Here is a 22623-nt window from a genome sequence, read left to right as displayed (position 1 = left end):
GCGGCGCCTAACGTCGATCGCATGACCTACCGTGACGTCGCCACCAAGCAGGTCCTGATCTGGGCCTGCACCTCCGTCGGCGCCCGCATGCCGGTGGCCATGGCTCCGCTGGCCCTGGTGTTCTTGGTGCGGGAACGGGCCGGGGGGTATGCGCTGGGGGCGGTGCTCGCGGCGGTCTATGTGATCGGCGAGATCATCGGCGCCCCGACCCTCGGCATGCGGCTGCGTCCCGACCGGGCCCGCTCCCAGCTCGCCGCGGGCCTCGCCGCCGGAGCCGCCGGTTTCACCGGACTCGGGGCGTTGCCCGACGCGCACCCCGTCGTCCTCGGCGCGTTCGCGTGCGTGGCCGGGGCCGGACCGGCCGCCTCGGCGGGTGCGTTACGGGCGCTGCTCACCGACCTGGTCCCGGAGCGAGCGGCGGCGCAGGCGCTGTCCACCGAGTCGATACTGGTCTCGGGCATCTGGGCGGTCTCCCCGGCCGCCGTCACCGGCCTGGCTCTCGGCGTCGCACCGCGCGTGCCGCTGTTGCTCGCGGCGGGCCTGCTGGCGTCCGCGGTCGTGGGCCTCGGACTGCTGCCGGCCCGCTGGCACACCCAGGGCGCGGAGCAGCCCGGGCAGTCACCACTACGGCTGCTGGCCGCCGCCTGGCCGCTGTTCGTCACCGGCGCGGCCGGCCTCGCCCTGCTGGGTCTCGCCGAACTCGTCCTGCCCGCCCTGCTGGAGCAGCGCGGCATCGGCGTCGGCTGGTCCGGGCCGATGCTGACGGGGCTCGCGGTGGGCGGCGGGCTCGGCGCCTTCCTCTACGGGCTGCGCACCTGGCCGGGGCTGCTGCGCACCCGAAGCCTCGTGCTGATGTGCGCGATGACGGTGTGCGTGACGCTGGTCGCGCTGATACCGGCGCCGGCCGGGATCGCCGCCGCGCTCGCCGTGGGCGGGATGCTGCAGTCGGGCGTGCTGCTCGTCCGCAACCTGTCCCTGCGCGAGACCCTTCCGCCCAGCCTGCTCGCGGCCGGCTACTCGGTCATGTACGCCGCCGCAGGCGCCGGTTACGCCGCCACCGGCTCCCTCGCCGGGGCCCTGCTGAGGGTGACCGCGCCGGCCACGGCGATCCTGGCCGGCGTGGGCCTCACCCTGCTGCTCACGGCGGTCGGCTGGTGGGGCGAGGTGCGTCGGGGTGGGCGGTCAGCGCAGGGTGCCGACACCGTCGTAACCCTGGAGGCCGCTGTCGAGGGTGCCGGCTCGGAAGGTGCGGCGATATGCGGTGGGGGTGACCCCGAGGGCCGTCTGTAGGTGCTGGCGCATCGACTGGGCCGTGCCGAAGCCGGCGTCGCGGGCCACCTGGTCCATGGAGAGGTCGCTGGATTCGAGGAGGTGGCGGGCCCGTTCGACGCGCTGCTGGGTGAGCCACTGGCCGGGGCTGACGCCGACCTCCTCACGGAAGCGGCGGGTGAACGTCCGTACCGACATGGACTCCTGCGCGGCCATGTCCCGCAGCTGGATCGGCTCGTGCAGGCGGCCCAGGGCCCAGGCGCGGGCCGCGGTCGTGGTCGCCACCTGCGGCTGCGGCACCGGACGCTCGATGTACTGCGCCTGTCCGCCGTCGCGGTGCGGCGGTACGACGGTGCGGCGGGCGACCTCGTTGGCGACCGCCGTGCCGTGGTCGCGGCGCACCATGTGCAGACACAGGTCGAGGCCGGCCGCGACGCCCGCCGAGGTGAGGACGTCGCCGTCGTCGATGAACAGGACGTTCGGGTCGACGTCGATCTGCGGGAAGAGGGCCGCCAACTGGTCGGTCTCCGCCCAGTGCGTGGTCGCGCGGCGGCCGTCGAGGTAGCCGGCGGCGGCGAGCACGAAGACGCCGGTGCAGATGGAGGCGAGCCGGGTGCCGGGGCGGATGTGGGCGAGGGCGGCGGCCAGGTCGGGGGTGAGGACGCCCTCCTTGAAGACCGGGCCGAGCTCGTAGGAGGCGGGGACGATCACCGTGTCGGCGGTGGCCAGCAGTTCCGGGCCGTTCTCGACCGTGATCGAGAAGTCGGCGTCGGTCCGCACCGGGCCCGGTGGCCGGATCGAGCAGGTCACCACCTCGTACAGCCGCCGCCCCTGCGCGTCCTTGGGGCGGCCGAAGATGCGGTGCGGGATGCCCAGCTCGAAGGGGAGCAGGCCGTCCATGGCGAGGACGACCACGCGGTGGGGGCGGAACGCCGACCCATGTACGTCACTGTCCATGGCCCGATCCTAGCGAATGCTGTCCTTCGGGCCAGTGGATGCGTATGAATCCGGCCGGGATCCTCTATGTCGTGACCCAGACAACCGAACCCGCAGCGGCCGTCGACGCGGCTCCCGAGTCCCGGCGATCCCCTCGTGTCCACCGAGCCTGGTTCGTCGCCGCCGTCACCTTCGTGACGATCATCGGCGCGGCCGCCTTCCGCTCGCTCCCCGGACTGCTCATCGACCCGCTGCACGAGGACTTCGGCTGGTCGCGCGGCACGATCGGCGCCGCGGTCTCCATCAACCTCGCGCTCTACGGCCTGACCGCCCCGTTCGCGGCGGCCCTGATGGACCGCTTCGGCATCCGCAAGGTCGTCGCCGTGGCGCTGACCGTGATCGCGCTCGGCTCCGGGCTGACGGTGTGGATGACGGCCGCCTGGCAGCTGCTGCTGTGCTGGGGCCTGCTGGTCGGACTGGGCACCGGTTCGATGGCGCTGGCCTTCGCGGCGACGGTCACCAACCGCTGGTTCACCGAGCGGCGCGGCCTGGTGACGGGCATCCTCACGGCAGCGTCCGCCTCCGGCCAGCTGATCTTCCTCCCCCTGCTCTCCTGGATCGTCGAGAAGCACGACTGGAAGCCGGCCGCCGTCACGGTGTCCCTCGCCGCCCTCGCGGTCGTCCCCTTCGTCTGGCTGCTGCTGCGCGACCACCCGGCGGACGTGGACCTGAAGCCGTACGGGGCAAGGGAGTTCGTACCGAAGCCGCCGCCTGCGACCGGGGCCGCCCGCCGCACCCTCAGGGTCCTGGCCACGGCCTCCCGCACCGGCACCTTCTGGCTCCTCGCCGGCACCTTCGCGATCTGCGGCGCCTCCACCAACGGCCTGGTGCAGACCCACTTCGTGCCCGCGGCCCACGACCACGGCATGCCCGTCACGGCGGCGGCCTCGCTGCTCGCGGTGATCGGCGTCTTCGACGTCGTCGGCACGATCGCCTCCGGCTGGTTCACCGACCGCTTCGAACCCCGCCGCCTGCTGGCCGTCTACTACGCCCTGCGCGGCATCTCCCTCCTCTTCCTCCCCATGCTCCTCGCCCCCTCCGTCCACCCCCCGATGCTCTTCTTCATCGTCTTCTACGGCCTCGACTGGGTCGCCACCGTCCCGCCCACCGTCGCCCTGTGCCGCGAGCAGTACGGCGACGACAGCGCGATCGTCTTCGGCTGGGTCCTCGCCTCCCACCAGGTCGGCGCGGCCCTGGTCGCCTTCCTCGGCGGCGTGGCCCGGGACGTCTTCGGCACGTACGACATGGTCTGGTACGTCGCCGGGGCGCTGTGCGCGGTGGCGGCGCTGATGGCGCTGGTGATCCGGCGGCGGCCGGTGCCGGTGCTCGCGGCGGCCCAGATGACGGCCTGAGCGCTGTTCCTCAGCTCGCGCGGTCGAGGGGCTCGAATCCGACGCGCAGACGCATGCCGAGGGCGACGGCGAGCCGTTCGAGGAGAGGCAGGGTGGGCATGGGCATGGTCCCACCTGCCTCGAACCGTGCCACGGCCGGCTGCCGCATGCCCGTGGCCCGCGCGAGCTGATCCTGTGTCATACCCAGTGCCTCGCGCCGCTCGCGTACGGCGTGACCCAGCTCGAAGCGGATCCGCGCGGCGTCGTACGCCTCCCGGGCTTCTGTTGCGGCGAGGACAGGGTCCCGCAGTTCGTGCCAGCCCCGGCACTCACTCATGTCCTACGCTTCGTCCGCTGTGTGCTGTTCCTCGATGCAGCACACCATGGCCCGTCGGGGGCGTCCCCTCATTGCGGCGTGGTCGAGTACCGCTCGATGCTCGCACGGCCGGTCGATCGGTCAAGCAGGCGCAGCTCCCATGGGCCCGTGTTCACATCGAAGTCCTTGCCGAACCCGACCCACTTGCCCGCCATGCGTCGACCCGTCGGCTCGATGAGCAGCTGAAGCGCACCGTGGTACCGGGCACCCTGGTAGTACCCGTCGGCCGCTGTCTGCTCGGTCCACGTACCGGTGACGACATTCCGATCCACGGTGAGATCCAGAGACAACGGACTGTTCGGGTTGGTCGACGCTCCGGGCATGCTCTGAGCTGTCAGCCGGTTGCCGTGCTGGACGATCACGACGTGATGCTTGCAGTCGAACGTCTCGTCACGGCTGGACGAGTAGAACTCGTACCGGGACAGCCAGATGCCCGCGTACTCGCTCTGCGGCTCTGGCTCCGGGCTTGTGGCGGCGTCAACCGTGCCGACTTCCCCAGCTTCCATGTCGTGGCCTCCTGCCCCATCTGAGTGGACGCGTGTCATTGGGATCGCGAACCCCAGTGACTCGGGGGTGCGGCCGGTGAGCTGCTTCAGTGCCCGTGCGTACAGCGGGCGGCATGTCCGGGTATCCCCGGACTCCCAGCGTTGCACGAGTCGCTTGGAGGCGTCGTTCGGCTCTCCCAACTCCTCGCCCGCGCGACGCAGGCCCTGGGCGAACTCGTCCTGGCTGAGGTTCATCGACTTGCGTACGGAGGTGAGCACATCGTTGGGGATTCGCTCACGCTCGGCCGTGGTCGTCATGATCCGAGAGTAGCCGTGTCTCGCCTCCAATGACACCGGTTTGACGCCCTCGGGCCGGCGCCGACATAACGCCCGAGGGACGCCTTGAGCGTCGCCGCAATGGTCGCGACTGGTCCGGAACATGGTCGCCATGTCCATCCACATCAGCGCTTACACGGTGAGAGCCGACGGCACTCGGACCGAGCCACGGACCCTGTACGAGGGTGAGGGCGGGTATCCCTTTGCGACCGGCCTGATGCCGTCGTGCCTGTGCCCCCGGTGCAGGGGTGGGCGAAGTGACCGCAGCACCACGGACCCCCAATTACGTGGAGGCAAGCCAGCATGAGCACGGCAGTAGTGATCCGCGACCCGAAGGCGTACGTCACACCGGACGTGTGGGAGCGGGAGGTAGCTCTCCTCCTCCGCAACCCGGAGAACACGCGCGAACTGGCAGAGGCCAAGTTCGGGCAGGCCATCGCCTACCTAATCACGTGCGGCGAGAACCCGGACCTTCTCATGGGCCCGTCCGAGCAGGTGGACGAGGCATGGCACTCGTTCATGCTCGACTCGATCCCGTACCACCACTTCACCGACCGGCACTTCGGCAGGTACATCCACCACGTTCCGGAGATTCCGGGGCCGATGGGTGTCCAGTGCGTCAGTGACGGCAAGGCGACGCGGGACGGGCACGACCCGAAGACCGGCGGCCCGCTCGTTCTGGAACAGACGATCAAGGCCATCAAGGCGGCCGGGTTCGAGATCGACCCCGACCTGTGGGGCATGGAGGACGCGGCCAGCTGCGGCCAGTGCCACGCCGGGTGCCACGACTCGCCCAAGTAGTCGTGAGCAGCACGTGAGTTGGGGCCCATCGCCGTACGTTGGGGGTGGGCCCCTAGTGACGGAAAGGACCACTGCATGTCATTGGCTGAGTCCTGGGACAGGTACGCGGTCGACAGCAAGCCACGCAGGACCGTGAACGCCAAGGGTGCGACGACCTGGTTGAACTGGACTCAGTACGCCGATCACGGGCCGGACGAGACGGTTCTGGGTCCCGTGGCCGGACGCAGAGTGCTGGAACTCGGCTCAGGGAGCGGCAGTAACCTCGCACACCTGGTGACGCTGGGTGCGACTGGTGTAGGAGTGGACGTAGCCCCCACCCGCGAGACGGTCGCGCGGAAGCACTGGGGCAATCTGCCGGGCCTTGAGTTCCGTACGGCGGAGGCGACGGTGTTCCTGAGCGAGATGGACGAGACGTTCGATGTCGTGCTCTCGATCTTCGGCGCCGCGTGGTTCGTCGATCCGGACGTCCTGCTCCCGCTGATCCGTTCGCGTACGGCGCCGGGCAGCATCCTGGCCTTCTCGCATCTGCCTCCAGGCAGCCAGGGGCCCAAGCCCGCCAAGGGCGGACTCCGGCACGACCACACCCCGGACGAGTGGGAGCGCATCCTGAAAGGGCACGGCTTCTCCGACGTGTGCGTGTCTCTGATCGACCCGCCAGAGGGAAGGGCGGCGGGCACCATGCTCGTACGTGCCTTGGCTGCCTGACCCCGCGGCTGGGCGCCTGTCCAGGGGAGCCCGGATTTCAGGCCGACCGGCTGCCGTGCGTGGCCAACTGACGCCAGACTGTCAGGTACGGCTTCGCGACGACCTGCCCGGGGGACGGACGTATGCAGGACGACTCTTCAACGAGAAGGCATTCAGCGGATCAGCAAGCAGGCGATGTCATGGAGGTGCTGCCGGTCCTCGCGCCCGATCCTGAAGCGAGGGAACGGGTGGCCCGTCGTCTGAGGGTCGAGATCACCGAGTCGGAAGTCGAGGCGGTTCGTCCTGGGCCCAGCGCACCGGCTCCTGACGCCGCGAAGAGCGCGGATGCCGCGACTCAACGTGCCCTGACAGACGCGTGCATCCGTCGCCACCCGGGCAACTAGCGATGGGCCGTCGACTGGCGATGCTCATCGCCACCTACGAGTACCAGGACCGTGCCCTGCGGCAGTTGACCGCCCCGGCGCACGACGCGGAGGCGTTGGCCGCGGTGCTGCGGGATCCTGATATTGCCGGGTTCGAGGTCACCACCCTGGTCAACCAGCCGCATCATCTCGTCGGCGAGGCCATCGGCGAGTTCTATCGCGACCGGCGCCGCGACGACCTGACCCTGCTCTACTTCACGGGCCACGGTCTCAAGGACGACGACGGTCGGCTGTACCTGGCGATGGCCAACACCTGCCACGACGGTCTGCTGTTCACCGCACTGTCCGCCGAGCAGATCGACCAGGCCATGGAGGGGTGTTCCTCCCGGCGAAAGGTGCTGATCCTCGACTGCTGCTACAGCGGGGCGTTCCCAGCCGGACGGATCTCGAAGGCCGATACCGCCGTGCATGCGCTGGAGCGCTTCCAGGGCTGCGGCCGCACTGTGCTGACCGCATCGGACGCGACCCAATACTCGTTCGAAGGGAACCAGGCATATGGCCAGGCGGCGCAGTCGGTGTTCACCCGCTACCTGGTGCAGGGCCTGCGTGACGGCAGCGCGGACCTCGACGGCGACGGCGACATCACCCTCGACGAGCTGTACGGCTACGTCCACGACCGGGTCGTCGACGAGATGCCGCAGCAGCGGCCCAAGAAACAGGACAGCGTCGAGGGCCGCATCGTCATCGCCCGGAACATCAACTGGACCCTTCCCGCCCACCTGCGCCACGCGCTCGGCAGCCCCATCGCCACCGACCGCCTCGGTGCCGTGGACGGGCTCGCTCACCTGCACCGGATCGGTAACGACCTCGTGCGGCGGCGGGCCCTTGATGAGCTCCAGCGACTGGTGGACGACGACAGCCGACTAGTGTCCGCCGCCGCGGCGGCCCGGCTTCAGACCATCCTTCCGCCACCGCCTGATCGTTCGTTCGGCGCGACCGCTGGGCCCGGACCTACCACTGCACCAGCCACGGAGCCGGCTTTCGAAGCACCGGTGATGCCGCCTGACCCTGCTGCCGGGCCATCGCGGTCGAGGACACCAGGATCCGCCTCTGGGAATGACTTCTGGCCTCACCCACTCAACAGCCCAGCCGGGCCCGACCTGCACGCTCCCATCGGGCCCGACCCGACTGCGCCCGGCCGCAGCCAAGCTGCATCCGGCACCAGCGCTGAGATCACCGGCCGGGAACCATCTGTGCGAGGCTTGCAGCGTCACCGGATTGCGGGTTACACCGCACTGGTTGCACTCGTGGCCACCATTGCCTCGTTCGCCGTCCCGCCTCTGTGCCTCCTCTCGGCGCTGGTCACAGTGTCGTTCGCGCTGGAGTATTTCGGCGTCAGGTGGGGCCGCATTTGGCCATGGGTCGTCACCGGCGTCGGCCTGATCACGATCCTGGTCGCGGTGTTGGTGGCTTCCGCCTCCGGACCCGCTGGAGACCACTGGTGGTGGTCACTTGTGATGGCCGCCGGCGCGATCATGGTTACGGTGTCCCAGCTCCTCCTCCGCCGCGCTCGTTGACCCACCTCAGGAGATGCGGTCCCGGCGTAACGCAGGGGAAGCGTCGCTGGCTCCGCCAACGCATCAGATTCTGGGAGTATTTGGGCCGATCCAGCCAGGTGCTGGATCAAGATGGGGGTCTGTCGTGAAATCTGCTCTCAAGCTCCTCATGCTCCCGCTGTCCGCAGTCCTTGTCGCAGGGTGCGGCAGCTCCAGCGGCTCAAGCAACTCGGGTGGTTCGTCAAGGACCCCGACGGCCACCACATCGGCGGGGATCCCGGGCTGTGCACCAGAGTGCCTCTCGGGGGGTTCGGATCCCGGAAGCCTGTCCGCGGGCTCTTATCGGACGTCACACTTCCTCAACGGGCAACTGACGGTGACCTTTACCGGACGGTGGGAGAGCCATGAGGACCAGCCCGTCGAGTTCTCCGTGGCGCCGGACGGCAATTGGGATCTGCATCGGGTCCTGTTCTGGTCCGACCTCATCCCGGTGGGCAAGAACCGGAAACCTGCCGCCGGAGTCAGCAGCACTGCATCGGAGCTGGTGGCGTGGCTCAGAACCCGCCCCAACGTACGGGTCTCCACTCCCCGGAGCGCCACGATCGGCACCGACTCCCTCCCTGCCGAGGTAGTCGACATCACGATCTCCAGCAAGGCGGTCAATGAGGCCTCCGACTGTCCTGTACGGGCCTGCGTAGACTTTCTGACCTGGCCGAACGCTGGAGACAACGTCTATGGCCTCGCCGAGCCCGCGGTGCTGCGGCTGTATCTGTCCGACGTCAGGTACGGAGGCAAGACCCATCTGTTCGCCATCGGGATCGAAGGGAGAGATCAGGCTGACCTCAAGGCCTTCCTCCCCGACGCGGAGCACCTCATCGCCAGTGCCGGCGCCCCGGTCAGCCCGGCGCCCTCATGACTCGCTCGCCCTGCGAGACCGCCGTCCCGAAGCCAATCGACCTGCTACACGAACCGCCCCTTGTGGAACACCAGCGGCGCTCCCTCGCCGTCCCCCGCCCCCAGCGCCTCCACCCGTCCCACCACGATCAGGTGATCGCCGCCGGTGTGCACCGCGTGGATCGTGCAGTCGATCCACGCGACCACCTCCGCCAGCCGCGGCGCCCTCGACATCGGCGCCGCGTCGTACGCCACTCCCGCGAACTTGTCCGCGCCGCTCACCGCGAAGCCGCGGCACAACTCGCCCTGATGGGCGGCGAGGACGTTCACGCAGAAGGCACCGGCGCGGGCGATGCGGGGCCAGGTGGTCGACGTGCGGCCGACCATGAAGGCGATCAGGGGTGGGTCGAGGGAGAGGGAGGAGAAGGACTGGCAGGCGAAGCCGGCGGGGGTGGGCGAGTCGTCGGTCGCGGCGGCGGTGATGACCGTGACGCCGGTCGCGAAGTTCCCGAGGACGCGGCGGAACTCGGTCTGGTCGACCGGTGCCCGCTCGTCCGCGCCGACGCACCGCAGCTCCGGGCGCGGCAGCGCTTCCACGGGGGCCGGGGTCCCGGCCGACCTCAGGTACCGGACGGCGGCCGCGGCCGCTCCTGCGTGTCCCATCACCCCTCCATTGAAGCTGACGGTACGTCAGATCGGAAGGGCTATCGCCCCTTGTACTCGGCGCTTCTGCGCTCCACGAACGCCCGTACCCCCTCCTGCGCGTCCCGCGTGGTCATGTTGATCTCCTGCGCGGCCCCCTCCGCGGCGAAGGCGGTGGCTCGGTCGCTGTCCAGGGAGGCGTTGACCAGCTGCTTGGTGAGGGCGAGGGCCCGGGTGGGGCCGGTGGCGAGGCGGGTCGCCCATTCGCGGGCCGTCTTGTCCAACTCGCCGTCCGGGACGACCCGGTTGACCAGGCCGAGGCGTTCCGCGTCGGCGGCGGACAGGGCGTCGCCGAAGAACATCAGCTCCTTGGCGCGGTGCGGGCCGATCAGGCGGGGGAGGAGGTACGCCCCGCCGCCGTCGGGCACGAGACCCCGCCGTACGAACACCTCGATGAACTTCGCCGATTCCGCGGCCAGTACGAGGTCGCAGGCGAGCGCGAGATGCACGCCGAGGCCGGCCGCCGTACCGTTCACCGCCGCGATCACCGGCTTCTCGCAGTCCAGGACCGCCGCGATCAGGCGCTGCGCGCCCAGCCGCAGCATGCGGGCCACGTCACCGGCGACCCGCTCCCCGCCGGTCCCCGAGCCGCCCCGCAGATCCGCCCCCGCGCAGAACCCCCGCCCGGTCCCGGTGAGGACCACGGCACGGATCTCCGGGTCGGCCGACGCCTCCGCCAACAGCCGTATCAGCAGCTCCCGCTGGTCGGGAGTGATGGCGTTGAGGGCCTCGGGCCGGTTGAGGGTGAGGTACATGACCTGGCCCTCGGTCGTGTGCGTCAGCTCCGTCATCGGCACACCGCCAGCGCGTCCAGTGCCACCGCGCCCTGGCCCCGAGGCAGCACCATCAGCGGGTTGATGTCCAACTCCGCCAGCTCGTCCCCGAGTTCCAGCGCCATGCGCTGGACGCGCAGCACCACCTCCACCAGCGCGTCGACGTCGGCCGGCGGTCGACCCCGGACCCCGTCCAGCAGGGCCCGCCCGCGCAGGTCCGCGAGCATCGCGTGCGCCTGGTCCTCGCCGAAGGGCGGGACGCGTACGGCCACGTCGTGCAGGACCTCCACCAGCACCCCGCCCAGGCCCACCGTCACCGTCGGCCCGAACAGCTCGTCGTGCGTGACCCCGACGACCATCTCCACGCCCCGCTCGACCATCTGGCAGACGAGCACGCCGTCGAGCGTGACGCCCTCGTAACGGGCGATGTCGGTCAACTCACGGTAGGCGTCACGGACTTGGCTGGCCGAGGTCAACTCGATCTTCACCAGGCCCAGTTCGGTCTTGTGGGCGATCTGCGCGCCGGACGCCTTCATCACCACCGGGTAGCCGACCAGCCCCGCCGCGCGTACGGCCGCCGCCGCGCTGGTGACCAGTTGCTCGCGCGGGACCCGGATGCCGTATGCCCGAAGCAGTTGTTTCGCCGCGTGTTCGCTGAGTTGCTGGCCCGGGCGCATCAGTGCCTGGGCCTTGCGGAAGGAGGGGGAGGTGGTGCGGGGGGCCTCGTCGAAGGGGGAGCGGTAGTGGGCGACGAAGCGGTGGTGGTCGAGGTAGGCGCGGACCGCGGTGATGCAGTTCGCGACCGTGCGGAAGGTGGCCACCCGGGAGGAGCCGAGGAGGACTTCGCGGTACGCCGGCTCGGTGCCGACCGGTGAGCCCCAGACCACGCAGACCAGCTTGTCCGTGCGCTCGGCCGCGTCGACCAGGTCCTGGACGAGACGGTCGGAGAGGGGAGGGAAGGGGCCGGTGATCGGGCAGATCAGGACGCCTACGGCCGGGTCGTCGAGGATCGCGTCGATGATCTTCCGGCCGCGTTCGTCGCCGACCGGATGGCCGCCGTTGTCGACCGGGTTGGCCACGCTCAGGTACTCCGGGATCCACTGGTGCAGCTCGGCCTGCCGGGCCTCCGACAGCACCGGCAGCCGTAGCCCCGCCTCCGTCGCCAGGTCGGCGAAGTGCGCGCCCGTGCCGCCGGAGATCGAGTAGACGACCACTCCGTCCGCCCGGGGCGGCCTCGCCCGGGCCAACAAGGCCGCGGTGTCCTGGAGTTCGTCGAGTCCGTCCACCCGGATCACGCCGAACTGCCGCATCGCCGCGTCGACCACCGTGTCCGCGCCGGTCAGCTTGCCGGTGTGCGAGGCGGCCGTACGGGCCCCGGTCTCGGTGCGGCCGACCTTGACGGCGACGACCGGCACCCTGCGCCGGGCCGCCCGGTCGGCGGCCAGCAGGAAGGACCGGCCGTCCTTGAGGCCCTCCACGTAGCAGGCGATCGCGCCCACCTCGGGGCGTTCGGCGAAGTAGGAGAGGAAGTCGGCGGTCTCCAGGTCGGCCTCGTTGCCGGTGGGCGCCCAGTGGGAGAGGCGGATGCCGAGCTCCTGGAGGGAGAAGACGGGGCGGCCCTGGTGGCCGGACTGGGTGATCAGGGCGATGGCCGGTCCGTCGAGGTCGTCCCGGAAGCGCTCGAAGGCGTTGAGGTTGGTGTTGGGTCCCAGGAGGCGGAGCCCGGAGCGGGCCACCGCGGCGGCGAGACGCTCCTGCGCGGCCGCGCCCTCCGCTCCCGTCTCGGCGAACCCGGAGGCGAAGACGACCGCGAACTTCACCTTGGCCTCGGCCAGTTCCTCGACCACCGGGAGGGGGTCGGCGACCAGCAGTACGGCGAGATCGACCTGTTCGGGCAGTTCCGAGACGCGGGGCGTGCAGGGTATGCCGAAGACGGACGGGCGGGTGGGATGGACGGGATGGAGCCGGGCGCCGACCCGCTCGGCCCAGGCCACCAGTTGGCGGGTGATGCCGGTGTTCGGCCGGCCCTCGGTGTCCGAGGCGCCGATGACGGCGACGGACTCGGGCCGGAAGAACCGGTCCAGATCGGGGACGTCCGCATACAACGGCCGCCCGCTGACGTCGAGATCGTCGACCTCGGCGGGCCGGCCGTGTACGGCGGGCCCGGGTTGTTCACCGCAGGCGATGACCCGGGCCCGGCGGGAGTCGGTGGTGAGGGTGCCGTGGGTTGATCCAAGCATCGGTCCGCCCGCTCCTGTGTGACAGCACAATTAACTGACGTAGTGTCAGATTAAGCGAACTGACACAACGTCAGGAACCGCTGTGCACGCAAAGTTGGTGAACCCGCAACCGGACCGGCGCTCGGGACGGCGGGATCAGAGGGCCGCCAGCACCTCCTTCGCCGCCCGCTCGCCCGAGCGCACGGCGCCGTCCATGAAGCCGTTCCAGTACGTCGAGGTCTCGGTGCCGGCCCAGAAGACGCCGCCGACCGGCTTGCGCAGGGCGGCGCCGTACTCGGTCAGGACGCCGGGCGGGGCGTAGGCGACCGGGCCGCCGCGCGAGAAGCCCTCGTTGTCCCAGCGCTGGAGCACGAAGGAGGTCGGTGAAGCGGCCTTGGAGCCGAAGTAGTTGACGTAGTCCTTGAGGACGGCCGTCTTCACCTCGTCGACGCTCGACGCGTCGTAGGCCCGCATCTCGTCGGCCTCGATGAAGCCCATCAGGGCGCCGTAGGAGGCGTCCGGCGGGGAGTTGTCGAAGGTCGAGCGGACCACGCCGGAGTCGCTGACCGCCTGGCCGTTGAGGCCGTCGGCGCGCCAGAACGGGGTGCTGTACACGGCGATCGCCTTGCCGATCGAGCCCATCGGGAGCCGCTGGCTCAGCTGGTCCCGGGAGGCCGGGAGGAGCGGGTCGAAGGTGATGCGGGCGGCCAGCGGCGGGGGTACGGCGACCACGACCTTCTTGGCCGTCACGGTGATGCCGTCGGCCGTGACGACGTACTTGCTGCCGGACTGCACCACCGAGCGCACCGGCGCGCTCAGCACCACCTTGTCGCCGAGCGTGGCGGCCAGCTTGATCGGCACCTGCTGGGAGCCGCCGACGAAGCGGGACTCCTGGGCGCCGTTCGCGGTGTCGGTGAGGCGCTCCAGGGTGCCGACGTTGGACTCGTTGCCGGCGGCCGCGATGTAGAACAGCACGAAGAGCAGGGAGAGTTCGCGGGGCTGGGCCGAGAAGATCGACGTACAGGCCAGGTCGAGGAGGAACTTGGCGGACGGGACCACCGCGTTGGCGTTCAGCCAGCTCTCGAAGGTCTGCTTGTCCCACTCGGCGGCCTTGGCTGCGGTCCAGGGCGCGTCGACCGGGACCGTCTTGGCCATGTCGTCCAACGAGGCCTGCACGATCGCCGCGTTGGCGAGCCCGGCCACGTCGACCGGCGGGACCGAGCCGAGGAGGCCGTCGGTGGCGTAGGGGGTGCGGGTGCCGTCCTTGTAGAGCAGGTTCTTGCCGGTGTTGTACGTCGTGAAGGTGGCCACGCCGAGCGAGTCCGCGAGGGCCTTGATGCGGTCCTGGGTGGGGCCGATGAACTCGCCGCCGCCCTCGGTGACACCGCCGTTGGCCAGCGCGAGGTTGACGACCCGGCCGCCGACGCGGTCGCGGGCCTCCAGGACGGCGACCGTCTTGCCGCCGGCCACCAGGTCGCGGGCCGTGGTCAGCCCGGCGAGCCCGCCGCCGATGATCGCGACGTCCACGTCCCGGGTGGAGGCGGCGGACGCGGTTCCGGCGGCGGTGCCGGTGAGGGTGACGGCGCCCGCCGCGGCGGCGGCACCGCCGAGCAGGGAACGCCGGGAGAGCTGTCTTTCACGTGCCACGTGCGTCCTCCGTATGGAGAGAGTGTGGAGCAGAAAGGTGAGCAGGATTCACATTCTGGCCCCGGAAGACGGCATGGTTCAACGCTCCCGTCACATCTGACACATGAGTAACGGGAGTTCTGATGAAGGGAGTTGAGTTTTTCTACGTCAGCGGGGCGGACGTTCCGCGTCAGGCGGGCAGCCGGGACAGCGCGTCGCCGCCGGTCTTCTCGACCGACTTGGCGATCTTCTCGGCGTCGATCGCCATTTCGCGGAGATTGCCGCTGATCGGGTTGGCGTAGCCCTGGAAGTAGAGGCCGTGCGCGTGCTTCGAGGTGTGGACGCCGTGGACGACCGGTCTGCCCGAGGCGTCCAGTACCTCGAGATGGCCGACGAGGCCTTCGAGCCCACGGACGTAACCGGTGGCGGCGATGACGGCGTCCACCGGGACGCGGTCGCCGTCGGCGAGGACCACCTTGCCGTCCTCGAAGCCGTCGACGGCTGCCACGATCTCGACGCGGCCCCGGCGTACGGCGTCGACGAGGCCGACGTCGAGGACCGGGATCGCCCCCTCCTTGACGCGGCTGTAGAGCCCGGTGTCGGGGCGCGGCAGCCCCTGGGCCGACAGGTCCGGCACGCTGAGCTTCGCCATGGGCCTGGCGAGCCGGTCGACCAGCCCGACCGGCAGCCGCCGTACCAGGATGCTCGTGAACTGTGCGGGCCAGCCCGCGGTGGATCGGCGCACGATGTGCGGAGCCGTCCGCACCGAGAGCCGTACCCGCGAAGCCCCGCCCTCCAGCAGGTCCACGGCGATCTCGGCCCCCGTGTTGCCGACGCCGACGACCAGGACGTCCCGGCCGGCGTACGGCTTGGCGTTGCGGTAGTCGCCGGCGTGCGTGAAGTCGCCCTTGTAGTCGTCGAGGCCGGGCCACTCCGGCACGTACGGCGTGTGGTTGTAGCCGGTGGCGATCACGACCGCCGCGCCGGTCAGCTCGCGGCCGCCGGTGGCGTGCAGCAGCCAGCCGGTGTCGTCGGGGGTGCGCTCGACCTTCGAGACCTCGACGCCGGTGACGATCTCCAGCTCGTGCACCTCGGCGTACTTCTCCAGGTACCGCACCACGTCGTCCCGGGCCACCCAGCGGCCGAAGCGCCGGGGCATCGCAAGCCCCGGAAGGGCCGAAAGCCGCCGCGTGGTGTGCAGGTGCAGCCGGTCGTAGTGCCGGCGCCAGGCCGAGCCCACCCCGTCCGACTTCTCCAGGACCACCGCCCGTATGCCCCGCGCCCGCAGCGCGTACGCGACGGAGAGTCCGCCGGGTCCGCCGCCGATGACGTAGACGGGACGGCCCGAAGGGCTCGTGGACGGAGTGGTGTCGCTCATGTGCGCGAGCGTAATCACGCAGGTGGTTGATGGGTCTCGGTCAAGAGGGGAATTGGTTTCGGATTGATCACGCGTGTAGGAGGAGTGGGTGGGGCTTGTGACGTAGGCCACCTGGTTGTGGAGGGGAGTGGGTCAGGTGGGCTGTTGCTCGTCGGTGCGGGCGGCGATCGGCTCGACGGCCTCGTCGGTCGGCGGTCGCTCGGCCGGTGTGTTCGGCCAGAGCATGCCGTGCGGAGTGCGTACGACCACCCACTGGCCGGGCGCGGGGAGGCCGATGACCTCGACCGGGCGGGGTTCCTTCCCGGCGACAGCGAGGTAGTTCTTGCCGAAGTGGTCGGCGGGCAAGGTCAGCCGGAAGTCCTCGCACCACAGGTCGGCGTACACCTGATCCGGCATTCTCCTGCCCCCACCCCGCCCTCTGACGAATTCCCCGCGCTTGATCCTCACCCTCATCGACATGCGGGTGACCGGGAGCGCGGGGAGCTGGATGAGCCGGCGGAGGCGGGAGAAGGCCCGGACGTCCTTCGACGAGTAGGCCAGTCCCGTGACGCCCCCGGTGGCCAGCACGAACCCGGTGAACAGCGCGATGGTCACCAGCACCGGGCTGTTCCTGGGATCGGTCGCCAGCCAGGAGCCCTCCGCTGCTGCCACGGCACAGGCCGCCAGCGCCGCCCATATCGTCCGGGTCTCCGCCGCCAGCATCCGATAGGTCTCGTCCCGCGACTTCAGGACGATATGGGTCTCCTCGGCGTGGGTCGGGCGCAGTGCCGTGGGCCAGCTCCCCTCGACCCGCGCCCGGTCGAAGGCGGCGAGCCGCTCCACCGGCCAGTCGACTGTCCCCGCCCCGTCGGGCAGGGCGAACCGCACGCCCTCGGAGGCTGTCATCGTGCCGTCGAGCCGTACCGGCTTGCGGCGGGACCCGTAGGGGCCGTACGTGAAGTACCAGCCCTGCGCAGGGTGCTCCGGTCCGGCCGCGACGAGGTCGTCCCGGTGCACGGTCAGCGTCCCCAGGGCGCCGGGCAGCGGGACATGCAGTACGCCCGTGAAGTGGCTCTCGGCGGCGGGGCGTTCGACCCGGCCCTCCGCGTCGGTGAAGACCGGTCGTAGATCCGGGGTGTCCCGCCCGGCCGGGGCCCCGGCTTCCGGCTCGGCCGGCCGCGCGGCCTCCGGCGCGGCAGCCGTCGGCAGTGGCCGCCGAGCCAGTGGTACGTGCCCCGCCCGCCCCTCCGTCTTCATCTCCGGGCGCTGACCCGAGCCGCGCAACCGGTCGTCCACGTACCGGTACACGTCCTCCACCGTCACGTACCCGTCCTCGCCCACCGCCCCCTGCCGCAACCCGGCGACGAGGTGGGCGGTGAAGGGGCTCGGTTCGTCCGGCGTGGGCGCGTCCGCGGCGGTTTCCAGGCGGCCGCAGCTGGTCATCACGAAGCGCCCGCGGCCGCTTCCCGCGGAGTGGCTGCTTCCCGCCGAGTGGCCGCTTCCCATGAACAGGGCCGCCGGGTCGGCCCCCTTGGCCGCCGTCGCGTGACCGCTGAAGCAGCAGTCCAGGACGACGACGATCGAGCGCGCCGCGCACTCGTCCATCAGCTCGGTGACGTACGAGTGCCGTACCGCCCGGGTGCGGAGTCTGTCGACCGTGGTGTCACGGGTGCAGAGGTGGAGCCTGTTCTGCGCGTCGAGGAGCCCGTGACCGGTGTAGTAGAGGAGCAGCCGGTCGCCGCGTACGGCCTGTCCGAAGAAGGCGTCCAGGGCCTCCCTGAGTTCCTGGGACGTCCCCTCCGCCACCACGGTCACGTTCCACGGCAGACCCACCTCGGGGTCCGTGAGGGCGGCGCCCAGCAGCCTCAGGTCGTTCGCCGGGCCCAGGAGCCGCCGTAGCCCCGGCTCGTCCGGGAAGCCGGCGTTGCCCATCAGCAGGGCCCGGCACGCGGGTCCCGGCTCAGTCACCGGAGTCGGCGTCCTGCCGTGGAGCATCGGTCGTCGCGCGCAGGCCCTCTTGCAGGGCCACCTGGAGGGTGGCGTTGTCGACGTTCGTCGAGGTGACGGTGAACTCGCGCGGTTCTCCGCCCTCCTGCCAGGTGAGACGGACGGAGCGGTCGCGGTCGCGCTTGATCCAGGCCCTGATCACCGACGTGACTCCGAGGACGACCGCCGGGGTGAGCCACATGTTCACGTCCGGCAGGCCGCCGCCCTTTGTGCCGGACCGGCCGCCGGTCGCCCTGGCCGCCAGCCTCGCCTCTCTGCCCAGGTCCTGATGCAACAGCCGTACCTGGGAAAGCCACCTGTCGTCGTCGGCGTCGAAGCGGTCGCTCGTCGCCGTGACGGACACCTCTACTTCCTCCACCAGCACATCACCCCCAGTGCGAGAGTACTGGGGGTGATGCCGGTGGTTCATCCAACTACCGTGGTACTTCCGGGCCTTGTTATTTCTTGGGGCCCTTGTAACCCGTCACCTTCGCGATCCAGGTGATGAAGTCGCCCGGGTCCGTGTTGGCGCCGTGGCCCTGGTCCCAGTAGTAGAGGTGGTTGACCTCGTCGCCGAGGCCGCTCGCGGCGGCGGCGAGGTTGGCGGAGATGACGTGCGAGGTGTCCGAGTCGCTGGTGCCGAGGCGGATCCACCAGTGCTTGGAGCGGCTGCCGTTGACCTTGTCCACCAGGTGGTACATCGGGTTCATCAGGCGGAGCTTCTCGGGGATGTCGCTCGCGATCCGCTTGGTGCTGAGCCCGGTGGAGTCGTTCTTGGCGCCGTACGCCGTGAAGTGGCGGGTCTCGGTCGTGCCCGCGCCGAACTCGTTGTTCTCGCCGGCCGACAGGTCGAAGGCGTCGAAGGCCGGGGTGGTCTTCTTGCGGGCGCCGACGTGCGTCAGGAAGTCGGCCCAGGTGAAGGTGGCCTTGCCGCCGGACCAGGTGATGAAGGTGTTCTTGGCGAGGTAGGTCGTGCGGTCGGAGTCCGACAGGGCGGCGAGGTACGTGGTCGCCGAGGGCTCCAGGTACTGCTTGACCAGGTAGTCGTCGTAGTTGCGGGCGGTCAGCGTGCCGAAGCCGGAGCCCTTGAGGCCGCGCAGCCGCAGCTTCGCCTGGTACTCGGCGAACTGGGCCTGGAGCTCCTTCGACACCGTCTGGTCGACCTGCTTGCCGGTGCTGAGGTCGTTGGTGCCCCAGTTCCACTCGTAGGCGCCGTCGGCGTGCTCCAGGTCGGTGATCGGGCACCAGGCGCCGACCGCGAAGATCGCGTCCGAGCTGTCGGCGGCGCCGAGCTCCTTGAGGTACTTGTCGTAGATCGGGCTGTCGCCGGAGGCGCCGAGCAGCGAGGACAGAGCGCCGCCCGCGCTCGTGCCGGCCGAGACGATGCGGTCGACGTTGCCCGGGATCCGGCCCTTGTTGGCCTTCACGTACCGCACGGCGGCCTTGAGGTCGACGATCGCGGCGGGCGCGGTGCCGTAGTACTCGCCGGCGGAGTTCTTGAGGGTACGGCCGCGGGCGCCGGGCTCGACGACGACGTAACCGGCGGCGAGAGCGAGGAGCTGGTTGGAGGCGGTGGCGCCGCCGGTGGCGTTGGTGTTGCCGTTCGCGTTGGAGGCGGAGGCGGAGGCGGAGGCGCTGGGCGCGGCGCTGCCGGTGGGGGCGCCGGAGGGGGCACCGCCGCCGCTCATGCCGCCGGCGCCGATGCCGGTGGCGTCCGCCACGGAGGACGGCATATAGCCGCCGACGGAGTTCGCGAACAGGATCGGGGCGTTGCTCGCGTCAACGGTCTTGCCGTCGATCTCGACCGGAACGCTGACGACGAGCGACTGGTAGGTCTCGTCCACCGGCTTGGCGACGTAGGTGATCGCCTTCCAGAAGTGGTACGTGACGCTGTGCTCGTCGCCGGCCGTGTCGGTGACGGTGGTCGTCAGCTTCTCGTAGCCGTCCGGGTCGAAGACCAGGGAGTCCGAGGAGGACGAGGAGGACGAGGAAGAGGAAGAAGGGGAGGAGTCGTTCGACGCCTGGGCGCTGAGTGCGATGCCCCCGACGGTGGCGGCACCGGCGACGGCGCCGATCCCGATCACGACGTTCCTGCGCTTGACTGCCCTGTGCTTCACGTTCGACTCCCTCGGTGGCTCGGCTTGCGTCTGCGAAGGTAGTAGAGCTGGCGACAAAATTGCCAACAATCTGAAGTCATTCGCAGGGTATCCGTAGGCGACGCACAGTTTGGTGGTGGGTGCACAGATTTCCCTCAGGCTCCTCAGGTTCGCACCGCTTCCCGGATCCCGCCATCTGACGTACCGTCAGATTCATGGACTCGATCTGGCTCAGTGGCGCTGAGTGGCTGGCCGTGCTGCGCATAGGCCTCGGGCTGTGGTGGCTGGAGAGCTGGCGGCACAAGGACCGCAAGGCCTGGTTCGAGCGGGGCACCGGCATCGCGTGGGCGGCCGGGATCGCCGCGAAGCACCGCTGGAACGCGGTCCGCTCCGGCTTCGAGGTCATGGTCGCGCCGCGCCCGCGGACGATGGCGTACGTCGTCGTCTACGCGGAGCTGGCGGTGGGCCTGGGCCTGATCACCGGCTTCCTCACCCCGATCGCCCTGCTCGGCGGGCTGCTCCTGAACGTCCTGTACTTCACCCTCATGATCCACGAGGTGGCCGAGCAGGGGCAGAACTCGATGATGGCGCTGATGTCGGTGGTGGGGTTGTTCGGGGTGTCCTGGCAGGTGTGGTCGGTGGACAGTGCGCTGGGGCTGTTCTGACGTGGGTCCTACGGACAGGGGGCGTCCCTGATGGGCGGCGCGCATTCCGACGTACCGGAGATCGACGCGTTCACGCGGACGTACTGGGACGCGGCGACGGAGGGGCGGCTGCTGATCCGCCGGTGCGGGGCGTGCGGGCGGGCGCATCACTATCCGCGGGAGTTCTGCCCGCACTGCTGGAGCGAGGACGTGCGGTGGGAGCCGGCGAGTGGGCGGGCGGCGCTGTACACGTGGTCGGTGGTCCACCGGAACGACCTGCCGCCGTTCGGGGAGCGGGTGCCGTACGTGGCCGCGGTGGTCGACCTGGCGGAGGGGCCGCGGATGATGACCGAGGTCGTCGGGTGCGCGGAGGGTGGGCTGCGGGCGGGGATGGTTCTTGAGGTCGTCTTCCGGGACGGGGTGGCGGTGTTCCGGCCGCTGGGGTGAGCCGTACGGGCTTGAATGGGCCCATGGCCACAGTCGACGGACCGCACCTGACCACTCCCTTCCCCGAACTCCGAGGTGACGGCCTCCGGTTGCGCCCGTGGGATGCCGACTCCGAGGCGGACGTGGAGGTTTGGCTGCGCGGCCTCACCGACCCGGAGTTCCAGCGGTGGAACACGCCGATCAGGTCGGTCACGGACGTGGAGAGTGCGCGGGAGTCGTTGCGGGGCAAGGAGCTGGGCATGGCCGACGGCTCCGCGGCCTCGTACTGCATCACCGATACGGCGACCGGGGCGCCGCTCGGGCACATCGGGGTCAACGCCATCCACCTCGTGCTGAGCCATGCCCGGATCGGCTACTGGGTACTGCCGGAGTCCCGCGGCCAGGGCGTCGCCACCCGCGCCCTCGGCCTGGCCGCCCACTGGGCGCTGACCGGCCTCGGCCTGAACCGGGTGGAGTTGGATCACGCCGTCGGGCACGACGCCTCGTGCCGGATCGCCGAGCGGTGCGGGTTCCGGTACGAGGGGACGCTGCGGGGTGCGATGTTCGAGGCGGGGCGGCGGGACGCGTTCCGGGACATGCATCTGCACGGGCGGGTGGCGGGGGATCCGGAGCCGGACGGGCTGTAATCCACGTTGGGAATCCACGTTGGGGACTCTCCGCGTCTACGACGACGCGGGGGCGGGGGCGGGGGCGCGGTGGCCGAGCTTCATCCCTGCCTGAAAGCGGGCGCCGTAATTCGGAGGCGGGGACCGTGTGGTGCGCGGAATCATGCGGCATGCACTCCGATGACTGGCACCTCACCGACGACCTGGACGCCTTCCTCACCCGCGCCCGGGACTTCCTCCATTCCCGACCCGCCCTGCACACCGTCCCGCTGACGGTGACCGAGTCGCTGCGGACGCGCGGAATGCAGGTGTACGGCGATGCGGCGGCCCCCTACTTCGGCGTACTGGAGCGGGACGGCGAGGTCCAGGCCGCCTACTTCCGCACCCCTCCCCACAGCCTGGTGGTCACGCCCCTCACTCCCGAGGAGGCCGACTCCCTCGCCGCCCACCTGGCCGGCGTCGGCCACCCCCTGCCGGGCGTCACCGGCGAACACACGACCGCCGCGGCGCTGGCGGACGCCTGGGAGCGGCGCACGGGAGCGCCGGCGACCCTACGCGAGCGCCAGCGGCTGTACCGGCTGGGCGAGTTGACGGAACCGGGACCCGTGCCGGAGGGTCGGCCGAGGATCGCAGGGGCCGCCGATCGCGCCCAACTCGCCTGCTGGTACGACGAGTTCGCACAGGCCGTCGGCGAGCCCCGCGCCTCCCAGGACCCCGGGGAATGGGCCGACGCCCGCATCGCCTACGGCGGCATCACCCTCTGGGAGTCCCTCGACGGCACCCCCCTCTCCATGGCCGGCGTCACCCCACAGGTCGCCGGCCAGATCCGGGTGGCCCCCGTCTACACCCCGTCCCACTTGCGCGGCCGCGGCTACGCCGGCGCGGTCACGACCGAGGTCAGCCGAGCGGCCCGAGCAACGGGAGCCGCCGAGGTCCTCCTCTTCACCGACCTCGCGAACCCGACCAGCAACGCCTTGTACCAGCGAATCGGATACCGGGCGGTGGCGGACTTCGCGGTGTACGACTTCGAAGGCGGCGCCGACTCCTAGCGCAAGCG

Annotated in this window: 21 protein-coding genes; 10 read left to right on the top strand and 11 right to left on the bottom strand. The window is 70.5% G+C overall.

What is annotated here, in order from left to right; genetic code table 11:
• The first annotated feature begins 21 nt into the window (after nt 1-21).
• Nucleotides 22-1290 (top strand): MFS transporter, encoded by a 1269-nt coding sequence (locus ACQEWB_RS21465; RefSeq protein WP_432833379.1) that lies wholly within the window; start codon nt 22-24, stop codon nt 1288-1290.
• Here the strand turns inward: ACQEWB_RS21465 and ACQEWB_RS21460 are convergent.
• On the bottom strand, nt 1183-2226 hold the full coding sequence (locus ACQEWB_RS21460) for a GlxA family transcriptional regulator (RefSeq protein ID WP_432833377.1): 1044 nt from the start codon (nt 2224-2226) through the stop codon (nt 1183-1185). The two genes, ACQEWB_RS21465 and ACQEWB_RS21460, sit on opposite strands and share 108 nt — an antisense overlap.
• A 71-nt stretch (nt 2227-2297) precedes the next feature.
• On the opposite strand from ACQEWB_RS21460, the gene ACQEWB_RS21455 reads away from it, so the two are divergent.
• Nucleotides 2298-3617: an MFS transporter gene (locus ACQEWB_RS21455; protein ID WP_432833375.1), complete on the top strand. Its 1320-nt coding sequence runs from the start codon at nt 2298-2300 to the stop codon at nt 3615-3617.
• 10 nt (nt 3618-3627) lie between these two features.
• On the opposite strand, the gene ACQEWB_RS21450 is transcribed toward ACQEWB_RS21455, so the two are convergent.
• Entirely contained in the window at nt 3628-3933 is a 306-nt protein-coding gene (locus ACQEWB_RS21450) for a helix-turn-helix domain-containing protein (protein ID WP_432833373.1), read from the bottom strand.
• A gap of 68 nt (nt 3934-4001) precedes the next feature.
• On the bottom strand, nt 4002-4775 hold the full coding sequence (locus tag ACQEWB_RS21445) for a helix-turn-helix domain-containing protein (protein ID WP_432833371.1): 774 nt from the start codon (nt 4773-4775) through the stop codon (nt 4002-4004).
• A gap of 321 nt (nt 4776-5096) precedes the next feature.
• Between ACQEWB_RS21445 and ACQEWB_RS21440 the strand changes: the two genes are divergently transcribed.
• The 4 genes from ACQEWB_RS21440 (at nt 5097) to ACQEWB_RS21425 (ending at nt 9133) form a co-directional block, all read left to right on the top strand.
• Complete coding sequence (locus tag ACQEWB_RS21440) at nt 5097-5594, top strand: glycine-rich domain-containing protein (protein WP_432833369.1); 498 nt, start codon at nt 5097-5099, stop codon at nt 5592-5594.
• A 75-nt stretch (nt 5595-5669) separates the two neighbouring features.
• On the top strand, nt 5670-6299 hold the full coding sequence (locus ACQEWB_RS21435) for a class I SAM-dependent methyltransferase (RefSeq protein ID WP_432833367.1): 630 nt from the start codon (nt 5670-5672) through the stop codon (nt 6297-6299).
• A gap of 403 nt (nt 6300-6702) precedes the next feature.
• Complete coding sequence (locus tag ACQEWB_RS21430) at nt 6703-8238, top strand: caspase, EACC1-associated type (protein ID WP_432833365.1); 1536 nt, start codon at nt 6703-6705, stop codon at nt 8236-8238.
• Between the two features lie 355 nt (nt 8239-8593).
• Nucleotides 8594-9133, top strand: coding sequence for a hypothetical protein (locus ACQEWB_RS21425; RefSeq protein WP_432833363.1), 540 nt, complete (start codon nt 8594-8596; stop codon nt 9131-9133).
• 44 nt (nt 9134-9177) lie between these two features.
• On the opposite strand, the gene ACQEWB_RS21420 is transcribed toward ACQEWB_RS21425, so the two are convergent.
• The 8 genes from ACQEWB_RS21420 to ACQEWB_RS21385 form a co-directional block, all read right to left on the bottom strand.
• Nucleotides 9178-9774, bottom strand: coding sequence for a flavin reductase family protein (locus tag ACQEWB_RS21420; RefSeq protein WP_432833361.1), 597 nt, complete (start codon nt 9772-9774; stop codon nt 9178-9180).
• A gap of 41 nt (nt 9775-9815) precedes the next feature.
• Nucleotides 9816-10604 (bottom strand): enoyl-CoA hydratase/isomerase family protein, encoded by a 789-nt coding sequence (locus ACQEWB_RS21415; protein ID WP_432833359.1) that lies wholly within the window; start codon nt 10602-10604, stop codon nt 9816-9818.
• Nucleotides 10601-12826 (bottom strand): acetate--CoA ligase family protein, encoded by a 2226-nt coding sequence (locus ACQEWB_RS21410; protein WP_432833357.1) that lies wholly within the window; start codon nt 12824-12826, stop codon nt 10601-10603. The genes ACQEWB_RS21415 and ACQEWB_RS21410 overlap by 4 nt, the downstream gene beginning before the upstream one ends.
• 135 nt (nt 12827-12961) lie before the next feature.
• Complete coding sequence (locus tag ACQEWB_RS21405; RefSeq protein ID WP_432833355.1) at nt 12962-14452, bottom strand: flavin monoamine oxidase family protein; 1491 nt, start codon at nt 14450-14452, stop codon at nt 12962-12964.
• A gap of 169 nt (nt 14453-14621) precedes the next feature.
• Nucleotides 14622-15809, bottom strand: a complete 1188-nt coding sequence (locus ACQEWB_RS21400) for a flavin-containing monooxygenase (protein WP_432833353.1) — start codon at nt 15807-15809, stop codon at nt 14622-14624.
• A gap of 132 nt (nt 15810-15941) precedes the next feature.
• Complete coding sequence (locus ACQEWB_RS21395) at nt 15942-17756, bottom strand: caspase family protein (RefSeq protein ID WP_432833351.1); 1815 nt, start codon at nt 17754-17756, stop codon at nt 15942-15944.
• Nucleotides 17749-18153, bottom strand: a complete 405-nt coding sequence (locus tag ACQEWB_RS21390) for an effector-associated constant component EACC1 (RefSeq protein WP_432833349.1) — start codon at nt 18151-18153, stop codon at nt 17749-17751. The genes ACQEWB_RS21395 and ACQEWB_RS21390 overlap by 8 nt, the downstream gene beginning before the upstream one ends.
• Before the next feature lie 79 nt (nt 18154-18232).
• A complete protein-coding gene (locus tag ACQEWB_RS21385) occupies nt 18233-19891 on the bottom strand; it encodes a subtype B tannase (protein WP_432833347.1) in 1659 nt (552 codons plus the stop codon).
• A gap of 194 nt (nt 19892-20085) precedes the next feature.
• Between ACQEWB_RS21385 and ACQEWB_RS21380 the strand changes: the two genes are divergently transcribed.
• The 4 genes from ACQEWB_RS21380 (at nt 20086) to ACQEWB_RS21365 (ending at nt 22615) form a co-directional block, all read left to right on the top strand.
• A complete protein-coding gene (locus ACQEWB_RS21380; protein ID WP_432833345.1) occupies nt 20086-20535 on the top strand; it encodes a DoxX family protein in 450 nt (149 codons plus the stop codon).
• A 30-nt stretch (nt 20536-20565) separates the two neighbouring features.
• Nucleotides 20566-20961, top strand: coding sequence for a Zn-ribbon domain-containing OB-fold protein (locus ACQEWB_RS21375; protein ID WP_432833343.1), 396 nt, complete (start codon nt 20566-20568; stop codon nt 20959-20961).
• 23 nt (nt 20962-20984) lie between these two features.
• A complete protein-coding gene (locus ACQEWB_RS21370; RefSeq protein ID WP_432833341.1) occupies nt 20985-21587 on the top strand; it encodes a GNAT family N-acetyltransferase in 603 nt (200 codons plus the stop codon).
• Between the two features lie 149 nt (nt 21588-21736).
• Nucleotides 21737-22615, top strand: a complete 879-nt coding sequence (locus tag ACQEWB_RS21365; RefSeq protein WP_432833339.1) for a GNAT family N-acetyltransferase — start codon at nt 21737-21739, stop codon at nt 22613-22615.
• Nucleotides 22616-22623 lie beyond the last annotated feature (8 nt).

Origin of the sequence: Streptomyces sp. CA-249302 (assembly GCF_050936785.1) — a bacterium.
Taxonomy (GTDB): Bacteria; Actinomycetota; Actinomycetes; order Streptomycetales; family Streptomycetaceae; genus Streptomyces.
The sequence above is the reverse complement of the archived record's forward strand: the minus strand, read 5'-3'. Positions and strand labels throughout refer to the sequence as shown.

Coding starts and splice junctions, on each gene's coding strand:
- ACQEWB_RS21465 (WP_432833379.1), top strand. CDS start 22: ATGACCTACCGTGACGTCGCCACCAAGCAGGTCCTGATCTGGGCCTGC.
- ACQEWB_RS21460 (WP_432833377.1), bottom strand. CDS start 2,226: ATGGACAGTGACGTACATGGGTCGGCGTTCCGCCCCCACCGCGTGGTC.
- ACQEWB_RS21450 (WP_432833373.1), bottom strand. CDS start 3,933: ATGAGTGAGTGCCGGGGCTGGCACGAACTGCGGGACCCTGTCCTCGCC.
- ACQEWB_RS21445 (WP_432833371.1), bottom strand. CDS start 4,775: ATGACGACCACGGCCGAGCGTGAGCGAATCCCCAACGATGTGCTCACC.
- ACQEWB_RS21440 (WP_432833369.1), top strand. CDS start 5,097: ATGAGCACGGCAGTAGTGATCCGCGACCCGAAGGCGTACGTCACACCG.
- ACQEWB_RS21435 (WP_432833367.1), top strand. CDS start 5,670: ATGTCATTGGCTGAGTCCTGGGACAGGTACGCGGTCGACAGCAAGCCA.
- ACQEWB_RS21430 (WP_432833365.1), top strand. CDS start 6,703: ATGCTCATCGCCACCTACGAGTACCAGGACCGTGCCCTGCGGCAGTTG.
- ACQEWB_RS21420 (WP_432833361.1), bottom strand. CDS start 9,774: ATGGGACACGCAGGAGCGGCCGCGGCCGCCGTCCGGTACCTGAGGTCG.
- ACQEWB_RS21415 (WP_432833359.1), bottom strand. CDS start 10,604: ATGACGGAGCTGACGCACACGACCGAGGGCCAGGTCATGTACCTCACC.
- ACQEWB_RS21410 (WP_432833357.1), bottom strand. CDS start 12,826: ATGCTTGGATCAACCCACGGCACCCTCACCACCGACTCCCGCCGGGCC.
- ACQEWB_RS21400 (WP_432833353.1), bottom strand. CDS start 15,809: ATGAGCGACACCACTCCGTCCACGAGCCCTTCGGGCCGTCCCGTCTAC.
- ACQEWB_RS21380 (WP_432833345.1), top strand. CDS start 20,086: ATGGACTCGATCTGGCTCAGTGGCGCTGAGTGGCTGGCCGTGCTGCGC.
- ACQEWB_RS21375 (WP_432833343.1), top strand. CDS start 20,566: ATGGGCGGCGCGCATTCCGACGTACCGGAGATCGACGCGTTCACGCGG.
- ACQEWB_RS21370 (WP_432833341.1), top strand. CDS start 20,985: ATGGCCACAGTCGACGGACCGCACCTGACCACTCCCTTCCCCGAACTC.
- ACQEWB_RS21365 (WP_432833339.1), top strand. CDS start 21,737: ATGCACTCCGATGACTGGCACCTCACCGACGACCTGGACGCCTTCCTC.